The sequence below is a fragment of the Candidatus Ponderosibacter sp. Uisw_141_02 genome, assembly GCF_048087665.1.
Classification (GTDB): Bacteria; Pseudomonadota; Alphaproteobacteria; order Puniceispirillales; family Puniceispirillaceae; genus UBA3439.
Genome location: NZ_CP159807.1, coordinates 77,638 through 94,317 on the forward strand (window position 1 = coordinate 77,638; position 16,680 = coordinate 94,317).

16 protein-coding genes are annotated in these 16,680 nt (G+C 46.3%); 11 read left to right on the plus strand and 5 right to left on the minus strand.

Features of this window, described 5'->3' with window-relative positions; all coding sequences use genetic code 11:
* Positions 1-199: 199 nt before the first annotated feature.
* From ABXT40_RS00400 to betA, 4 genes are all read left to right on the plus strand, one after another.
* The gene (locus tag ABXT40_RS00400; protein WP_443645870.1) at positions 200-1,183 is read left to right on the plus strand and encodes a S1C family serine protease; all 984 of its coding nucleotides are present in this window, start codon (positions 200-202) and stop codon (positions 1,181-1,183) included.
* 259 nt (positions 1,184-1,442) lie between these two features.
* Complete coding sequence (gene menC / locus ABXT40_RS00405) at positions 1,443-2,555, plus strand: o-succinylbenzoate synthase (protein WP_443645871.1); 1,113 nt, start codon at positions 1,443-1,445, stop codon at positions 2,553-2,555.
* A gap of 53 nt (positions 2,556-2,608) precedes the next feature.
* A complete protein-coding gene (locus ABXT40_RS00410) occupies positions 2,609-3,352 on the plus strand; it encodes a glycerophosphodiester phosphodiesterase (protein WP_443645872.1) in 744 nt (247 codons plus the stop codon).
* Positions 3,353-3,648: 296 nt separating this feature from the next.
* On the plus strand, positions 3,649-5,322 hold the full coding sequence (gene betA, locus ABXT40_RS00415) for a choline dehydrogenase (protein ID WP_443646935.1): 1,674 nt from the start codon (positions 3,649-3,651) through the stop codon (positions 5,320-5,322).
* Positions 5,323-5,347: 25 nt separating this feature from the next.
* Here the strand turns inward: betA and ABXT40_RS00420 are convergent, their stop codons facing one another.
* Positions 5,348-5,545 carry a DUF6538 domain-containing protein gene (locus ABXT40_RS00420; protein ID WP_443645873.1) on the minus strand — a complete coding sequence of 66 codons (198 nt, stop codon included), beginning with the start codon at positions 5,543-5,545 and terminating at the stop codon, positions 5,348-5,350.
* Positions 5,546-6,025: 480 nt separating this feature from the next.
* Between ABXT40_RS00420 and ABXT40_RS00425 the strand changes: the two genes are divergently transcribed.
* The gene (locus tag ABXT40_RS00425; protein WP_443645874.1) at positions 6,026-6,832 is read left to right on the plus strand and encodes a phosphosulfolactate synthase; all 807 of its coding nucleotides are present in this window, start codon (positions 6,026-6,028) and stop codon (positions 6,830-6,832) included.
* A gap of 106 nt (positions 6,833-6,938) precedes the next feature.
* Here ABXT40_RS00425 and ABXT40_RS00430 read toward each other — a convergent pair whose 3' ends face one another.
* Together ABXT40_RS00430 and ABXT40_RS00435 are read right to left on the minus strand one after the other, a co-directional pair.
* Positions 6,939-7,163, minus strand: coding sequence for a DUF5681 domain-containing protein (locus ABXT40_RS00430; protein WP_443645875.1), 225 nt, complete (start codon positions 7,161-7,163; stop codon positions 6,939-6,941).
* Between the two features lie 313 nt (positions 7,164-7,476).
* Positions 7,477-8,490, minus strand: a complete 1,014-nt coding sequence (locus ABXT40_RS00435) for an extracellular solute-binding protein (RefSeq protein WP_443645876.1) — start codon at positions 8,488-8,490, stop codon at positions 7,477-7,479.
* A gap of 134 nt (positions 8,491-8,624) precedes the next feature.
* On the opposite strand from ABXT40_RS00435, the gene ABXT40_RS00440 reads away from it, so the two are divergent.
* From ABXT40_RS00440 to ABXT40_RS00450, 3 genes are all read left to right on the plus strand, one after another.
* Positions 8,625-9,092 carry a Fur family transcriptional regulator gene (locus tag ABXT40_RS00440; protein ID WP_443645877.1) on the plus strand — a complete coding sequence of 156 codons (468 nt, stop codon included), beginning with the start codon at positions 8,625-8,627 and terminating at the stop codon, positions 9,090-9,092.
* A 773-nt stretch (positions 9,093-9,865) separates the two neighbouring features.
* Complete coding sequence (locus tag ABXT40_RS00445; protein ID WP_443645878.1) at positions 9,866-10,906, plus strand: asparaginase; 1,041 nt, start codon at positions 9,866-9,868, stop codon at positions 10,904-10,906.
* A gap of 23 nt (positions 10,907-10,929) precedes the next feature.
* Positions 10,930-11,520, plus strand: a complete 591-nt coding sequence (locus ABXT40_RS00450; protein WP_443645879.1) for a DUF1989 domain-containing protein — start codon at positions 10,930-10,932, stop codon at positions 11,518-11,520.
* Here ABXT40_RS00450 and ABXT40_RS00455 read toward each other — a convergent pair.
* Together ABXT40_RS00455 and ABXT40_RS00460 are read right to left on the minus strand one after the other, a co-directional pair.
* Complete coding sequence (locus ABXT40_RS00455; RefSeq protein WP_443645880.1) at positions 11,517-12,191, minus strand: haloacid dehalogenase type II; 675 nt, start codon at positions 12,189-12,191, stop codon at positions 11,517-11,519. The two genes, ABXT40_RS00450 and ABXT40_RS00455, sit on opposite strands and share 4 nt — an antisense overlap.
* Positions 12,192-12,446: 255 nt before the next feature.
* Complete coding sequence (locus ABXT40_RS00460) at positions 12,447-12,614, minus strand: hypothetical protein (protein WP_443645881.1); 168 nt, start codon at positions 12,612-12,614, stop codon at positions 12,447-12,449.
* Positions 12,615-12,929: 315 nt separating this feature from the next.
* Between ABXT40_RS00460 and ABXT40_RS00465 the strand changes: the two genes are divergently transcribed.
* The 3 genes from ABXT40_RS00465 to ABXT40_RS00475 all read left to right on the plus strand — a co-directional run bounded on the left by ABXT40_RS00465 (position 12,930) and on the right by ABXT40_RS00475 (position 16,605).
* Entirely contained in the window at positions 12,930-13,703 is a 774-nt protein-coding gene (locus ABXT40_RS00465) for a gamma-glutamyl-gamma-aminobutyrate hydrolase family protein (RefSeq protein WP_443645882.1), read from the plus strand.
* A gap of 87 nt (positions 13,704-13,790) precedes the next feature.
* The gene (locus ABXT40_RS00470) at positions 13,791-14,747 is read left to right on the plus strand and encodes a TAXI family TRAP transporter solute-binding subunit (protein WP_443645883.1); all 957 of its coding nucleotides are present in this window, start codon (positions 13,791-13,793) and stop codon (positions 14,745-14,747) included.
* A 91-nt stretch (positions 14,748-14,838) separates the two neighbouring features.
* A complete protein-coding gene (locus ABXT40_RS00475; protein WP_443645884.1) occupies positions 14,839-16,605 on the plus strand; it encodes a TRAP transporter permease in 1,767 nt (588 codons plus the stop codon).
* Positions 16,606-16,680 lie beyond the last annotated feature (75 nt).

Here is a 16,680-nt window from a genome sequence, read left to right on the forward strand (position 1 = left end):
GCGCAGGTGTCATTTGTTTGGCGTTTAGGTTCTTCGGTTATCTATAGGCAAGAGTCGTGCTATGGAACTATTCAGCCGAGTTCAGCTATTATATTGCCGGGCTTGCATCTCTGATCGACGGTTTACTTGATTGGTTGGCGGCGGCGGGGGGTGATAACGTTTCAACTGAAGTGAATATTATTCTCGGGGAGCTGTGGTTGTGTTTATCATAAAATACATGTTTCCGGTTTTGCTATTATTAAGTGCTGGCAATTCATATGCAGACTTTAAAAAAGAAAACATTGAACGCTTTTACAAATCAATTGTGAGTGTTCGCTCAACCGTCCCCGCTGAAGCAAGGACCGCTTCTAGCCTTGGTGTCAGGCGCGAGGGTAATGGTGTAGCAATAAATGAAAACCATATTCTAACTATTGGCTACATAGTAATTGAATCAGAGAGCATAGAAATAGGTTTGTCTGATGGACGACGGCTGCCTGCTAAACTGGTTGGCTATGACCACACTAGTGGCTTTGGAATCATCAAGTCTGTTATTCCCCTTAAAATGCCTCATCTTCAACTTGGCAACTCTGATAACATTAACTCCGAACAAGATTTATTGATATTGCCCTCACCCAACCGCGGCGCAGGTTCAATTGTGAGGTCTGTTTCACGAAGACCTTTCACTGGCTGGTGGGAATATTTTGTTGAAAACCCAATTTATACAACACCAGCAAATGGGTTATGGGCCGGTGCGCCAATACTAACCGAGAACGGTGAAATTGTTGGTATCGGCTCATTGTTTGTATCCGAGTCAGTGCCGGGTGTTCCCTCTCCCGGTAATATGTCTGTGCCTATAAATATACTTAAACCAATTCTTGAAGACCTTATTTCCAGCGGCAGAAGAAAAAGTAAAATCCAACCTTACCTTGGCATTTCATCGGACGACAGCAACGATCGAATTATCGTAACTCGGGTAAGCGGCGGGGGTCCAGCTTTTGAAGCGGGTATCAGACCTCAGGACGTAATCATGACAATCAATGGCTCACAAGTTTCCAATTTGAAATCATTCTATGAGAAGATCTGGAAATCTGGTGAGGCTGGAGTGACCATTAAATTAAGCGTTCTCCGGAAAGGAAAAATCATGAATTTTAATGTAAAAACGGTTGATCGAATGGACTATTTCGTCAAGCCCCAGTCTTTTTAGGGGTATCCAGAAACGTGTTGGATTGAGCCCAACTTCTTTACTTGTCCAATGCAAATTTTGATTAAGGAGATTTGGAACCCCGCAGCTTGGAGCGCTGACCGGAGTTGCTGGGGCGCGCTTCTATGTCAGCTTTGGACTTTATTGAAGGGTAGGGCAAAATATATGATAAAAATATGTTTCTTCTTGACCGCTCCTTTCCCGCAACCCCAGACTTTAGGGTGTTTGGTGAGAATGTGGCACTGGGACGAGGGCACGTATAATGATTATTGAACAAATTGACCTTTATCATGTGAGGATGCCGCTTCTTGAACCTTGGGTTACCGCTTATGGTTCACAGAACGACATTGAAAGTCTTTTTGTAAAAATAATATCTGATGGTATTAGCGGCTGGGGTGAGTGTGCACCATCACCTTTACCCCTTTACAATTCAGAGTTCTCAGCAGGCGCCTTTGTTGTTGCAAGGGATATTATTGCACCGCGCCTTATTGGAAGAAGGGTCATCAGCGGAGAATTTTTGCATGAAATACTTTCTGATTTAAAGGGTCATCAATTTGCTAAATCAGCATTTGATGGGGCTTGGTGGGATGCCCACTCTCAGCATCACAAAACGCCATTATGGTCTTTGATTGGCGGCACCAAGGAACGCGTAGAGGTTGGGGCAGACATACCTGTTTTACCCAGCACTGATGAGTTGCTTAACCGTGTCGAGATATCTATGAAAGGGGGATTTCCACGGATAAAATTAAAGTTCAACCGGCAATGCACCGTTGATATGATAAAACAAGTACGAGACGCATTCCCTCAATTAATAATGCACATTGATTGCAACAGTGGTTTCACGCTGGACGATATAGCAATGTTTCAGGAACTTGATAAATTAGATCTTAAGATGATTGAGCAGCCACTAAGTTACGATGATTTAGTAGATCATGCTGAACTGCGCAGAACAATCAAAACCCCAATTTGTCTTGATGAAAGCATCACGTCGCTGCACCGAGCACAGAAAGCCATAAAGATAGGTGCTTGCGATTGGATAAACATCAAAACCAGCAGGGTTGGCGGCCTTACAAATGGCATTGCAATACATGATTTTTGTGAAGCTAGTAGCGTACCTGTTTGGATAGGTGGTATGCTGGAGTCAGCTGTTGGTCAGGGGGCCTCTCTGGCGCTGACGACTAAAAGTAACGTAAATTACCCATCTGATATATTTCCAAGTGACCGTTTCTTTGCCGAAGACTTTTCTTACCCAGACATATGTATTTCCGCCCCTGGCGAAATCGCTGCGCCTTCAAGAAACGGAATAGGTTTTGCGCCCAAAATGAACTTCTTGAACAAGCACAGCATAGCCAAGGCCTCAATTGCGCTTCAATGACGTGAGCAGCCCCGCCCCAGGCCTTAAAACCATGCCGTTATTAAAGAGATAAAATGCTTTGGACAGAAAAAATATGTGAGCCGATGGTTAAACCACACAAGGTCATTGCACATAGGGGGATGTCAGGAAAATTTCCTGAAAATACCCTTCTTGCATTTGATGCTGCAAGGCATGCAGGATTACGGTGGCTCGAAACTGACATTAGTTTGCTCGCAGACGAAACCTTAATCGTTTTCCATGACGAAGCCCAAGGTCGGACCGTTGCCGGCGACAAACTAGTCGCAGATGCAAATTGGGAAGATTTTCAAGATGCTGATGCTGGAGTTTGGAAGGGCGAACAGTTTTTGGGCCAGAAAGTGTTGCGTTTGGCAACATTGATCTCTTGGGCAGAGGTGCATGATATGACCCTAATCCTTGAAATGAAATGCCATGGTAATCGTGAATATCGTTCGGCTGAGTTGCTCGCATCTTCACTAAGGAAAACACCAAAAGCAAATATAATCGTTTCAAGTTTTGACATAGATTTTTTGCGCTATTTTCGAACGTTTGCCCCGCACATCCCCCTTGCCAGTGTTCATAATTTTCTCCCAGAAGACATATATTTTCTAAAAACTGAGTTAGCGATAGAGGCGGTTCACCTCGATAGCGACTTGATTTCAGCGTCAACGAACATAACAGTTTTTCATCAACAAGGCATCAAAATACGGGCCTGGACTGTCAATGATCCAAGCCGTGCTTACGATCTTTTTGATTTGGGCGTTGATATGGTAATGAGTGACTATCCGGAACAGATATAGAATTTGCCGAATATTGAATCAGTGCCTTGAAACTGCGCTCAAAAATTGTGGTTAGGGCAATCATGCTAAAAAGTTAATAAACGACTTATCACTACTTCTCCTGACTAAAATTCAAAATTCTGCTCCGGTCAGAAATTCCATAACTGCGGTATCAGTGATTTTAAAATCTAATACATCTTATATCTAAACCTAACGCTGCGGTGATCACAGTTATCCGCTAATATTTTCTTTGGGTTTTTGAGAGGGAAAAGGCTAGATTACATGTGACGATTAGCGATCAAATAAATGGATCATTAATGACCTCTGCAGCGACGCCATATCAATTTGACTATGTAATCATTGGGTCTGGATCCGCCGGTTCGGCAATCGCCTATCGGTTGGCAACTGCAGGACAAGGCTCAATTGCGGTTGTTGAGTTTGGCGGCAGTGATGCTGGTCCCTTTATTCAAATGCCAGCTGCATTGTCATATCCAATGAACATGCCTTATTATGATTGGGGCTATAAATCAGAACCAGAAGTGGGTCTTGCCGGCCGCTCACTTGTTTGCCCTAGAGGTAAAGTGATCGGAGGATCATCTTCCATCAACGGTATGATATATGTCCGCGGCAACCCTCTAGATTATGATCACTGGCGTGACGCGGGGGCAGATGGCTGGGGTTATGCTGACGTCCTACCATATTTTCGACGCATGGAAACATCACATGGTGGTGAGCTTCCTTGGCGGGGCAATGATGGGCCGCTGCATATTACTCGTGGGCCCCGTGATAATCCGCTCCATCATGCCTTTGTTGAGGCCAGCCTGCAGGCGGGTTACACAATGACCTCTGATTATAATGGGTATCGTCAGGAAGGATTTGGACCAGCTGATATGACAGTTTGGAAGGGCCGCCGATGGTCAACGGCCAATGCTTATCTAAAGCCCGCGATTAAAACGGGGAAGGTAAGGCTTTTTACCCGCACTTTGGCAGACCGAATTCTTTTTGAAGGGCGGCGTGCCGTTGGTGTTCGCGTTTGGCGCAAGGGTAAATACCACGATATTATTGCGCAAAATGCGGTAATTCTTTGCGCAGGTGCGATTGCAAGTCCGGCAATTTTGCAGCGGTCAGGTATTGGCTGTTGCGACACTCTTCAAGATTTTGGCATTGAGGCCATCGCTAATAGAAAAGGTGTTGGAAAAAATCTTCAGGATCATCTAGAGATCTATTTTCAGGTTGCCTGCCGCAAACCTATAACGCTCTACAAACACCTCAATCCTGTCTCAAAAGCCTTAATCGCCGCTCAATGGCTATTCTTTAAATCTGGCCTGGGCGCTTCCAATCATTTTGAAACACTCGGTTTTATACGATCCAATAAAAATATTCTCTATCCTGATATCCAGTTTCATTTTCTTCCTGTAGCCATTCGTTATGATGGCAAGGCACCGGCAGCTGGCCATGGCTTCCAGCTTCACGTTGGGCCAATGAGATCTAAATCACGGGGCCATGTAAAGATTAAATCGTCAGACCCAAACGCAGCTCCCGAAATAAAATTTAACTATCTTTCCCATCCGGATGATCTCCCAGAATTTCGCAAGGCATTGCAACTTAGCCGCGAAATTTTGGCTCAAAAGGCGATGCGTCCATTTTATGGTCACGAAATTCAACCAGGTGTGAACACTGTAATGGATAAAGATCTGGACGCATTTATCCAGACCCAAGCTGAGTCAGCATATCATCCGTGTGGAACATGTAGAATGGGGGCTGAAAATGATCCCTTTGCTGTGGTCAGCTCAGATTGCCGTGTCATCGGCACAACAAATCTATTTTGTGCTGACTCATCAATATTTCCGCGTATTACCAACGGTAATCTGAACGCACCTTCAATCATGGTTGGTGAAAAAGCGGCTGATCACATTTTGGGAAATCCGCCGCTGGCCCCAACAAATGATAGGCCTTTTAAGTTTCCAAACTGGCAATCGAAGCAACGATAGGCCGGTAATCGAACTAGAGTAATTATCAATTTGCCCTGTATTGTTTAAGCCTATCGGATAATGTTGCGGCAAACTTGGCTGCCTTTGATTCCGATTTTGTTCGGAGGGATACTTCAATCTTCCGCTTTTTGAAGCGATGCTGAAGGTCAGATGGAATTGACCGCGAGAAATAAAAAGTATCGTTTCTCTTGTAAAAGTATACCGGCAACCTTACCCACACCATCGGACAACAAACTCCTGTTCTAGAACGTTAATCGTTTAGAAACAGTCACTTGTATCGCGGCCCTAGGACCTTGGAACCGGGAAAATGGCGCGCTCGGGAAGAGAATTTGCCACCGCGTTGGCCTGAAACCTCAATGATTCTGCCACCTAAGATGGAGCGCGGCAAGTCGAATGTACGACCATTTGTACGACCGTAGGGCTTGTTCCGCCGATACCCCCCCCATCGAAATGACGGGCGGGGGCGGCTTGTGCAAAGGATGATCGCATCAGAGCAGCCAAGCGACGCAATATAATAGAGCCGTCCATATACTGTTATATAACAGATATAATAGTTGTTATGAGAGTGGACGGCCTAGAATAGGTCGGTGTCAGCGAGTGTGTAATTGCCGTTTGGGAGGCGGGTTGTCTCTGAGATTTGTGATGTAAAAAAGCAGCTTACCGTATAAGCTAAGGCCCAAAATAATTAATGAAAGGGTTGGAGATGGAATTCAATACAGCTTTCGGATTTGTTCCTATTGATAAGCGCCGAACCATCTCAAAGCCTCGCAAATCCGGTATTACAATGGTGTCGGACTATCAATTGGGGTTGGCGTCTCTGTCTGACCTTATTGAAGTCGCTGGTCATTATATTGACTTGTTCAAAATTGCCACTGGCACATCTCGGCTTTTTGAGAAAACTCATTTGCAGGCCAAAATTGAAATGCTACGGGCTAACGATATTAGGCCCTTTCTCGGAGGTCAATTTCAAGAATATGTACTCCACACAATGGGCGTTGATGCAATGCCGCGACATTTGAGTGAAGCGCAGGCTCTCGGCTTTGATATTATAGAAGTTTCTGACAATATGGTTCAACTTGGCCAAGGTTTGAGGCAACAACTCTGTGATATGGTTCGCGATCAGGGCATGAACCCTGTTGGAGAGATCGGCGACAAGCGGGAGAGCTCCTCGATTATGTCAATCATCGACGAGGTGAATGAAGTTTTGGAGATGGGCGCAGAGTTTGCCCTAATCGAAGCAGCTGAGTTGATGCACGGAGGTGTGCCAAACGAGGAGTTGATTTTGGCTATCCAACAAAATGTTGATATTACCCGCTGTATCTTTGAACTCGCAACGCCTCGAGTTGGCAGTACGACGGTTCAAATTTATGCGGGAAAAAAATTCCTTGTGAAGACGTTTGGTCCAGATGTGAATTTAGGCAACGTAACACCCGATGTGGTGATAGAGACTGAAACAACTCGTCTTGGCTTGGGGTCTGCTGGGCCTCTCGATTTCCTAGAGGAAAGATAACATTTAGCACTAGTAGAAAAGTAGCCAAACACTGGCTTGGCACCTCAGCTTAAACCTCAAATTTGCGTTTCATTGCGCTTGGAAAGCATGCTCTAGTTTACCGCCCTCAAGACGTCAAAATAGCTGCCCTCAGCGCCTGAGCGTCCGTTCCCCGCACGCACTCATCCTTGCCGTCGCGCACTAAGTCAACCAGTGTGTCTATAGCCTCAAGCGTATAAGAGCGCGCTAGTCCAGCTACGCGGTGTTCGTCCTTTGGATGGCCTCCGGGGTTACCAGATTGACCGGGAGCGAATTGGCCGGATTTCAGCCGAGCTTTTTGGATGGTTTGCATCGAGGAATTTTAGCATGAGTGGTTGAAGGGGGTAAGGCCACCTAATGAATGGTTTCGTCAGAAGAGTTTAGGATGGAAAATACCTTTTTGGGTGTTTTCCATTCAGGCACATCTGGAAACAGTGAGGCATATAGGCAGCAGACTTTGTAAAGCGCTGATCTCGCGCCAGACGCTCTCTCGCATTCAAACACCTGGCGCAGATACCTATGTTTCTCCCTCTTTTTACTTTCGTTACAAATCATAAAGAAATATGCCTTTGTCGTTGGCCTGTGATTTCACAGGTGACAGTTTTGTCACCTGTCTAGATATGTATTTACCAGCCGATCTCATTGATAATCATTTGGGCAAGTGGGGTGTTTTTGGCTATGTCGGTTAATGACACCTCGTCTATTTTAAACTTGCCCCAAGACGCGACCTCCTCACTAGGATTGACCCCGGGGTTAACAGGGTATTCATAATTTACCTCGGTATACAAAAGCTGAGCTTCTGGTGACGTCAGCCATTCTATGAATTTCACGGCAGCAGGCTGCTTTTTTGAAGCCTTCAGAACTGCAGCAGCTGATATATTTACATGTTGCCCGCGTCCCGTCTGGTCCAGAAATACGAGGCGCAAGCTATCGGCCCATTTTTTTTGTTCAGGATTTTTGTTATTGAATTTCATTTTGCCGTAATAGTAGGTGTTCATTAGCGCCACATCGCATTCACCTGAGTAAATGGCTTTGGCCTGTGCTCGATCATTCCCTTGAGGTTTGCGTGCAAGGTTTTTAACAAGGCCTTTTGCCCATTCACGAGCCGCAGCCTCGCCATCATTTGCTATAATTGATGCCAGCAACGCACGGTTGTAGACATGACTCCCAACGCGCGTGCATACCCTTCCTTTCAGGCTTGGCTTTACAAGATCCGCAAGACCCAAAACTTCATACTTTTCGGTTCTTTGAACCGATACCGCAGCAATCCGTGCTCTCAATGAAAGGGCAGTCCATTTATCACTTTGGTCTCGGAGATGAGCAGGAACTTGTTTTTTGATTTTAGATGAGGACAGAGATGCAAGCAGTCCTGTCTCAGACAATTCATGAACTCTGTTTATATCAACTGTAATAACCATATCTGCTGGAGTTGCATCTCCCTCAGATTGAAGCCGCTGAACAAGTCCTTTTGGCGCATAAACAGTTGAAAACGTGATCCCTGTTTTTTTTGTGTACGCTTCTAAAATTGGCTCCAGCAAAGCTGGCTGGCGGTGTGTGTAGATATTCAAACTCTCAGCTATTGAAGCTTGAAGTGGCACAAAACATATCGCTGCGCAAACTGTTGCTATAAATCTAATCATTTCTACCTCTTTAATAATGAGAATTATTCTTAATTAATAGTGATAATCATTCTCATTTAAAAAAACAAGAGCATTTCACAAATGTATTTTTTTGCGTAAACTAAATTTTTACGGAACGAGTCGCTGGCAATAGAATGAAAGAAACAAAAGAAAAGCTGAATCAACAGCAATCCTTTCAGGAACGCTGCCTCATGTTGGACATTCGGATGACAAGTCAAAGGCGGCTATTAGCCAGTGTTCTCAATGAGTCCAACGATCATCCAGATGTCGACACTATTTATCAGCGGTGCAAAGCAAAGGACGAATCAACATCTATTGCATCGATATACCGTTCATTGAGCCTTTTTGAGGACTCAGGCTTAATTGAAAAGCTTGATATGGGAGATGGTAAAGCACGGTTTGAAATTAAACGCACAGATCATGACCATTTGATGGATGTTGAAACTGGACAAATCCACGAATTTCAAAGTCGAGAACTGCAGCGTTTGATAAAAGAAATTGCGGACGAAATGGGATTTGACCTCACAGAGCACAGGTTAGAAATCTATGGCCGTAAGCAGGGCCGGACAGCGTGCCGCTGCTACGAAATAAAAATATATTAAAATTTATAGCTAATCATCTGGGCACTTAAAATGACTGAACATTGCCTCCTGCAAGCGCGATGCTAGAAAAGAGAGTGCAACAGCCGGTTTGAGTGATAATAAATGAGCGTCTAACAATTCTTAAATCCACTGCTATAAAAAATCACACTGATAAGTGTTTTGTGACTAAGTACAATGAAAGTGTTGCCAAAATAGTATGTAAATCCACCCCATCGCCTCCGCCAACCAATCAAGTAAACCGTCGATCCGAGGCGCAAGCCCCGGCGTCCTGCGGCCCCACCCCCTTCAATCAAGTCCAAATCTGACAGATAAACGGCTCCATTAACCCCGGTCCGTGGTCCGCGGTCCGTGGCTGCTGGGCGGTGGTCCGTGAAACGCGGACCTTGGGCCTCGAGCCTCGGACCTCGGTTCAGGCAAGGTTGCAGGTGAGGTTTTGATAGTTGACCATATGTGACGATCTGCTAAGCTATTGTTATAGCTGGATTCAGTCACTGGATGGCGCTGTGGGTAGGCATCGAACTTCTTCCCGAGCGCGCCATTCTCCATTCTGACACCCGCAGAAAATAACGCGTTTCGGCCTGTTCGATTCATCGTGGGCGTACAATCGCCACTCTATTGAAAACCGCCATCTTGCGGAGATGCCGGGGTCAGTTTGTTGGCGGATGGAACCCTTTTTGACGTCTGATAGACGCTATGGCATTTGAACCCTAAAAAGATCATAGTCTTTTTAGGGGAGCACCTGCTTATGACAAACCGCAATAGATGAGACCCACATGACCAAACCCCTGATTGATTTGCCATACAACGCATTAACCCCGCTTCACGTTCATATTAACAGGAACGGCTTCAAAGAAAGCTTGCATGAGGTCGATGTAGCCCTATGCGATGCTGAGGGGTCAGTTATATTGGGCATGGGTGATGTCGAAAGCGTTATCTTTCCGCGGTCGGCAATGAAACCACTTCAGTCAATCGCACTTATTGAGCTGCTAAAAACCTTGCCGGATATTCCTGAGTTTTCAGATGCTGAGGTTGCCCTGATTTGTGCGAGTCATAACGGTGAGACGCTACACACGGACGCCGTGCAAGGCTTACTTGGCAAGTTCGACATATCGATTGATGAGCTTATTTGTGGTGCGCACTGGTCAATGCATCAGGAAACAATGGTGTCACAAGTCAGAACCATGGATGAGCCACACAAGGTCCACAATAACTGCAGTGGAAAACATGCTGGCATGTTGATCTTATCCAAACTTATGAGCGGTAAAACATTCGGTTATGCGAACCTAACGAATGCGGCTCAGCAGCAAATCCTAGGCACGTTAGAATTTATGACTGGTTTGGATCTGATGCAATATCCGCATGGCATAGATGGCTGCGGTGCGCCTGTTTTCTCTGCGCCGCTTGGCAATTGGGCAAGAGCGTTTGCTTTATTTGCTGGTGGTGGTGATTTACCAGATGCGAGGCATGAGGCTTGTCAGCGGATACGCAAGAGCATCGCCGCCGCTCCCTTGCTCATCGCTGGCCATGGGAGGGCATGTAGTGCAATTAATGCCGCTTATGGTGAAGCGATAACCGTTAAAACAGGTGCTGAAGGCGTTTACTCTGCTGCGTTTCATGACCTTGCTCTTGGTGCGGTCGTTAAAGCAAGAGATGGCAACAAAAGAGGGGCTGAGGTTGCGATTGGTGCCGTTATTAGGGCATTAGGGTATTCCATCGAATGGTCTGTAGAAGGCTTCTTTCAACCGAAGCTGCTTAACTGGGCTGGTGATGAAGTTGGTGATATCACGACACCAGACTTTGTTTGCGGTCGTTGATTTCAGAACCTGAGGAGTTCATTATGCTAAATCAAACGGTGACAGTAGATGCAAAGCAGCCATGGTCTGGATTGGTAAAAAGGGGGCAGGTGCTCACCATCAAAGATATGCACGGCCAGCAAGCGGTCGATTTCCTTTGCTATGATGCAGACAACACATCAGATCGTTACTCTGCAACTAATACCGTAAAGATTCAGGGCAATATCTATGTTGGCAAAGGAACGGTATTATATGCAGATAGTGGTAAGCCACTTTTAAGAATCATTGAAGATACGGTTGGGAGGCACGACACAATTTACGGATGTTGCAGCAATCCCAATAACAAGCTTCGTTATGGCGTGGCGACAACCGAGTCTTGTTACACGAACTTTACCCGAGAGCTTCAAAGACATGGCATGGATGCGGCGTCGATCGTTCCGAACGTTAACTGGTTTATGAGTGTTCCAGTTTTAGATGATGGATCAGCAGGTGTGGCTGAGGCTGCATTAAAGCCCGGCAGCTATGTAAAGCTTCGGGCCGAATGTAATGTTCTGGCTGTTTTGTCGAATTGTCCACAAATGCATAATCCATGTACCGGCTATGATCCCACGCCAATTGAAGTCTCGATCAGCTAATGTGCTGCGCTTTTGGTTCCTTCAGCTATTGAAGTAACAATTCTATCCGGAGAACCCGGGAGCTTGTCCCACGCTGCGCCGGCGCGATTAACCCAAATGGTTTTAAAGCCAAATGCGCCGGCGCCGGATACATCCCAATTATTCGATGAGAAGAAGGTTACGTCACGCGGCGCGCAATCGAACCGCTCTGTGACGAGTTGGTACACTGCCGGTGTGGGTTTATAGCATTTCAAGACATCAACACTGAGCAATTCATCGAACCACTCAGAAATTCCGGCTGACATTACCGCTTTTTCCAACATGCTGGGAGACGCATTTGAGAGCACTGCAAGCCTGTGACCATCCGCTCTGAGATTAGCGAGCACTTCAGGCACTTCATCATAGGCTGAGAGTTCGCTGTACAATGATAAAAGCCGATTTCGTATATTATAATCGGATGCAAGGGCGTGTTCTTCAAGTGTCGCATCAAGCGCACGTGTTGTGAGTTCCCAAAAATCCTCATATTTGCCCATCATCGAGCACAGCCAGCTATATCTGAGTTGTCTTTCTCGCCAACCTTTCGCGATGGGACGCCAATTCTCCTTTAGAGCCTCCATGCCTTGCTCAGTCGCTGCCTGTCTGGCTGCAGAGTCCACATCCAATAATGTCCCATAAGCATCAAAGACAAACATCAATTCGACCCATTTGATTGGCTGCTATTCAAAATTGGACCAGCCAGATAACCCTAACATTTACAACCATTTTAGTCACTCTTTTGAAAACCGTTATTGATTAAAAGCCCCGCGGATCAGTTTTGGTACGGGAATTTTTTACCAATGACTTGCCACTCGCCATTCCGTTTCCTGAATCTAGCCACTTATGCCCCCTAAGTGACACAGATTTGACACAGTCAGCGGTCAAATCAATCGGCTATTTGGTGAAACGGTCTATGGATTTTTTCGGATGTAGAGAAGATTCACCATCGGTGCGACAAACCAGAGTATGGCCGAACTCCACAGCATCAGGCTTTTTGGCAATCCATGTCCGATAAAGAAGCCGACGCATAAAATCAAAAGCAGGAGGTTCAGTCCGATGGCGATGGTCTTTAAACGCATGTTTATCTCCAATGATTTATTTGTAGTGGTTGATTTTCAATGATTGGGTTTTCGCTGGCAGAATTGGTAGCACAGATCTATGGCAACCGCCCCGCCAGATATTGTGGATCAAGCATAAATAAACAAAATCTGATTGTTCTGGGCAGATCATAGTCTGGAATTGGCTTTCAACATCTGTGAAATGGATTAGATATTGGCTATATTCCATAATGATATGACTTTTCGCCTCTCGATCTTTTCGGGTGTTTATTTTGGGTGTTTAAAACTGCACCGATAAGCGTAAAATCATCTGTGAAAATACATGAGAGCAAGGCAATGGAACCCAAACCAATTGTTGGCATTATCACGAATGAGACGGTCGGTTTTAACGGCAGGCAGCAATCACATTCGGCCGGAAAACGTTATGTCGATGCGGTGATGAATTTTGCCGATATTGTGCCAATCCTGATTCCGGCCTGCATTAGAAAAAGCGATCTTGGCACCCTTCTTGATAGGCTTGATGGTGTTGTTTTGACCGGTGGCAGGGCGAATATTGAGCCGCATCACTATGGCGGCGAGGCATTTCCTGATGATGAAGTGATTGATCCCGATCGTGACAAGACTGTCCTGGATATTATTCCTGAATGCGTTCAACGCCATATGCCGATTTTTGGCATTTGTCGTGGCATCCAAGAGATCAATGTTGCCTATGGCGGCACAATTTTCTATCGGGTGCATCAGCAAAGCGATAAACAAGATCACCGCATGCCACAAAATGATGATGCGTCATTGGAAGAAATCTTCAAACCAAGGCATCAGATCATGTTCACCGAAAATAGTCTTTTCAAAGAATTTCTGGGGCAAGATAGTTTTTGGGTGAACAGCCTTCACGGGCAGGGCATTGATCAATTAGGTGCGGGGCTATCCGCCGAAGCCTTTTCACCCGATGGCCTTATCGAGGCGATCAGCATAAATGATCACAAATCCTTTGCTATTGCCATCCAATGGCACGCCGAATTTCATCCCGAAAGAGATGAAAATCGTCTGAATAATTTGCTTTTTCAGAAATTTGGCGACGCTTGCCGACAATTTCACTTGGCCAAATCATAGCTTGATAAAATCAAGCAAAATAAACTGATTCATGATTGAACCATTAGCGCGATATGCTAGGATTTTGCATATTTTGGGAGAAAAATCATGAAATTCAAATTGATTGCAAAGCTTTTACTGGCAGCGATGGCGATTTTGCCAGCGACACAGGCGATTAGCGAAACGCGTGTTACTTATAAATCAGCGAAATCGACATCATCCTATTATCAGATGGCCGTACAGATTGCCGAAGGCATGAAGGCAGGGTCAAATGGTGATATCACTGTCACCGTTGAAGAGAGCCAAGGTTCGGTTCAAAATGTGATGGAGGTGATTGGTCGCAAAGGCAATTATGTGTTCACCACGCCACCTGTTTTAATCAAGCTTGCACGCGGCGGCAAAGCGATGTTCAAGGACAAGGCAAATCCGCGTTTTGATGAAATCAGAGCCTTGTTTCCCATTCCGTCTTTGACCATGCATTTTGTCATGTCCGAAAAGTCAGGTGTGACTGATTTTAGCGGCATGGAAGGCAAGACCATCTTGCTTGGCAAGGGATCATTTGGCGCCCGCGAGGGAGAAAAATATCTCAAGCTATTTGGCCTTGAAGGAAAGGTCACGCTTGCCGAGGTTGAATTGTCGAATGCGGTTCCAGCGCTAAAGAATGGTCAGATTGATGGGTTTGTGACGGCTGGATCCTATCCGGCACCAAATGTTATCGAAGCGGCGGCATCGGCTGGTGCAAAGGTTCTGTCCTTGTCGGATGAGCAAATTAAATTGTCAAAACGGACACGGCTTGAAATTCCGGCTGGTACCTATGCTGGGCAATCATCGGCGATCACCACAACGTCACTTCCTGTTGTGGCCTTTGCCACAACCGATATGGATGATGCAACAGCCTATGCGCTGACCAAAACCTTTTGGGAAGGCAAGTCATCAATGAGCGCCGCCGCAAAATGGTGGGGTGGTGTCTCGCTTGATATGCTTGAAAATATCCTGACCGAAATTCACCCAGGCGCAGCAAAATATTACCAAGAGGTTGGTGCCACGCTGGCGTCGCATCACTAATTATTTTGGTCAGGTAAAAACGTAATTATAAGGGCAAGCGTTGCGCGTGACGGTTGCCCTTTTTATCGGGTCTTAAGCTGGAATTCCCTCAATGACGCCATTTTTGAAATCAACAAGGTCTATCTGGATCGGGCTTGGCGCTTTATCGGTTGTCTTTCATCTATGGCTCATTTTTTCGGGGCTGGTTCCTAATCTTGTATCACGCCCGCTTCACATGGCTTTGGTGATCCCTTGGGTTTTTCTGTTTAAGCCATCGGTTGGTTTGTGGCGTATTTTTGATTGGGGTTTTACGCTTGCCGGTATCGCGGCCTGTTTCTGGATTATTGCGAATCATAATCTGTTGCTTGATCAATATGGCTATCTTGCCAATGATTTTCAGATGGTGATTGCGGTGATTTTGCTGGTAACGGTTCTGGAAATGGCGCGCCGATCAATCGGCTGGCCGCTTCCCTTGCTGGCTTTTGCTGCATTGCTTTATGGGCTGTTTGGTAACTATATTCCTGGCGAATTTGGGCATCCGGGAACACCATTGGCCAGCTTTCTTGGAACAATGACGATTGCCGAGGGCGGTATTTGGGGAACCTTGACCGGCGTTTCGGTTTCGATTGTTGCCATTTTCGTGATTTTTGGTGCGATGCTGAATGCGGGTGAGGCCGGTGCCGGTTTCATGAACGTGGCGGCATCAGCGGCGGGACGATTGAGGGGCGGCGCGGCAAAGGTTTCAGTTTTATCATCGGCCCTATTCGGATCAATCTCAGGCTCGGCATCTGCCAATGTGGCTTCTACCGGAATCGTGACTTTGCCGACAATGGTGTCACTTGGATATCCAAAACGCATTGCGGCGGCGGTTGAGGCGGTGGCGTCATCAGGTGGGCAGATCATGCCGCCATTGATGGGCGCAGGTGCGTTTGTCATGGTAGAGCTGACCGGTATCCCCTATGCAGATATTATTGTCGCTGCCGCTTTACCGGCACTGTTGTATTTTTTTGCAGTGTGGATCGGGGTCGATATCTATGCGTTGCGTTTTGGGTTGCGCCCGCTGAACAATGATGCGCGGCCTGCAGTGCGGACAGTGCTGATCACCGCCAGTTTTTTCCTGATCCCTTTTAGCGTTCTTCTGATTGTTATGTATATCGGCTTTACGCCACAATATGCGGCGGCAGTGGCGATTTTGGCGGCAACATTATTATTATTCATCAACGGATCAATGGCCATTAGCCTTGGTTCGGGTATGACACGAATTTGCGATGCTGCGATTATGGCTGGTGGCCAGATCGCTATGATCGCATCGATTATTCTATGCGCTTCAATCATCATTGGCGTTCTTGGCATAACCGGCCTTGGGATCAAGGTGACTTCGCTGATTTTGTCTTTTTCGGGTGGCATGATCTGGCCAGCCTTACTGTTGACCGCGCTTGCCTGTTTGTTCCTTGGCATGGAGGTGCCGACAACAGCGGCCTATGTGATTTGCGTTTCAGTTGCCGGGCCAGCATTGATTGATCTTGGTATGGCACCGCTGACGGTTCATCTGTTTGTTTTTTGGTATGCGCTTTTATCGACAATCACACCGCCTGTTTGCGGCGGGGTATTTATTGCGGCCGGCATGGTTGGCGAAAATTGGTTAAGGGTTGCGTTGACCTCAATGTCACTTGGTATCGGGCTTTATTTGATCCCCCTCGGGATGGTGGTTCATCCCGAGCTGTTGACGATTGGTGTGACGCCACTTTTGTCGTTATTGGCCTTTTGCAAGATTGCGTTTGCGCTTGGCTTAATATCCTATGCAGTGATTAGCGCTGGCAAATCACTGCATCGCCTGATCAGCATCATTTTGGGCATGGCTCTATTGCTGGCCAGTTAATTAGCCGCTGATTGCCAAGGCCGGCTTTGGCAAGGATGATGATTTTGCCCAAAACGGGGTTGCATCAAAACTCTG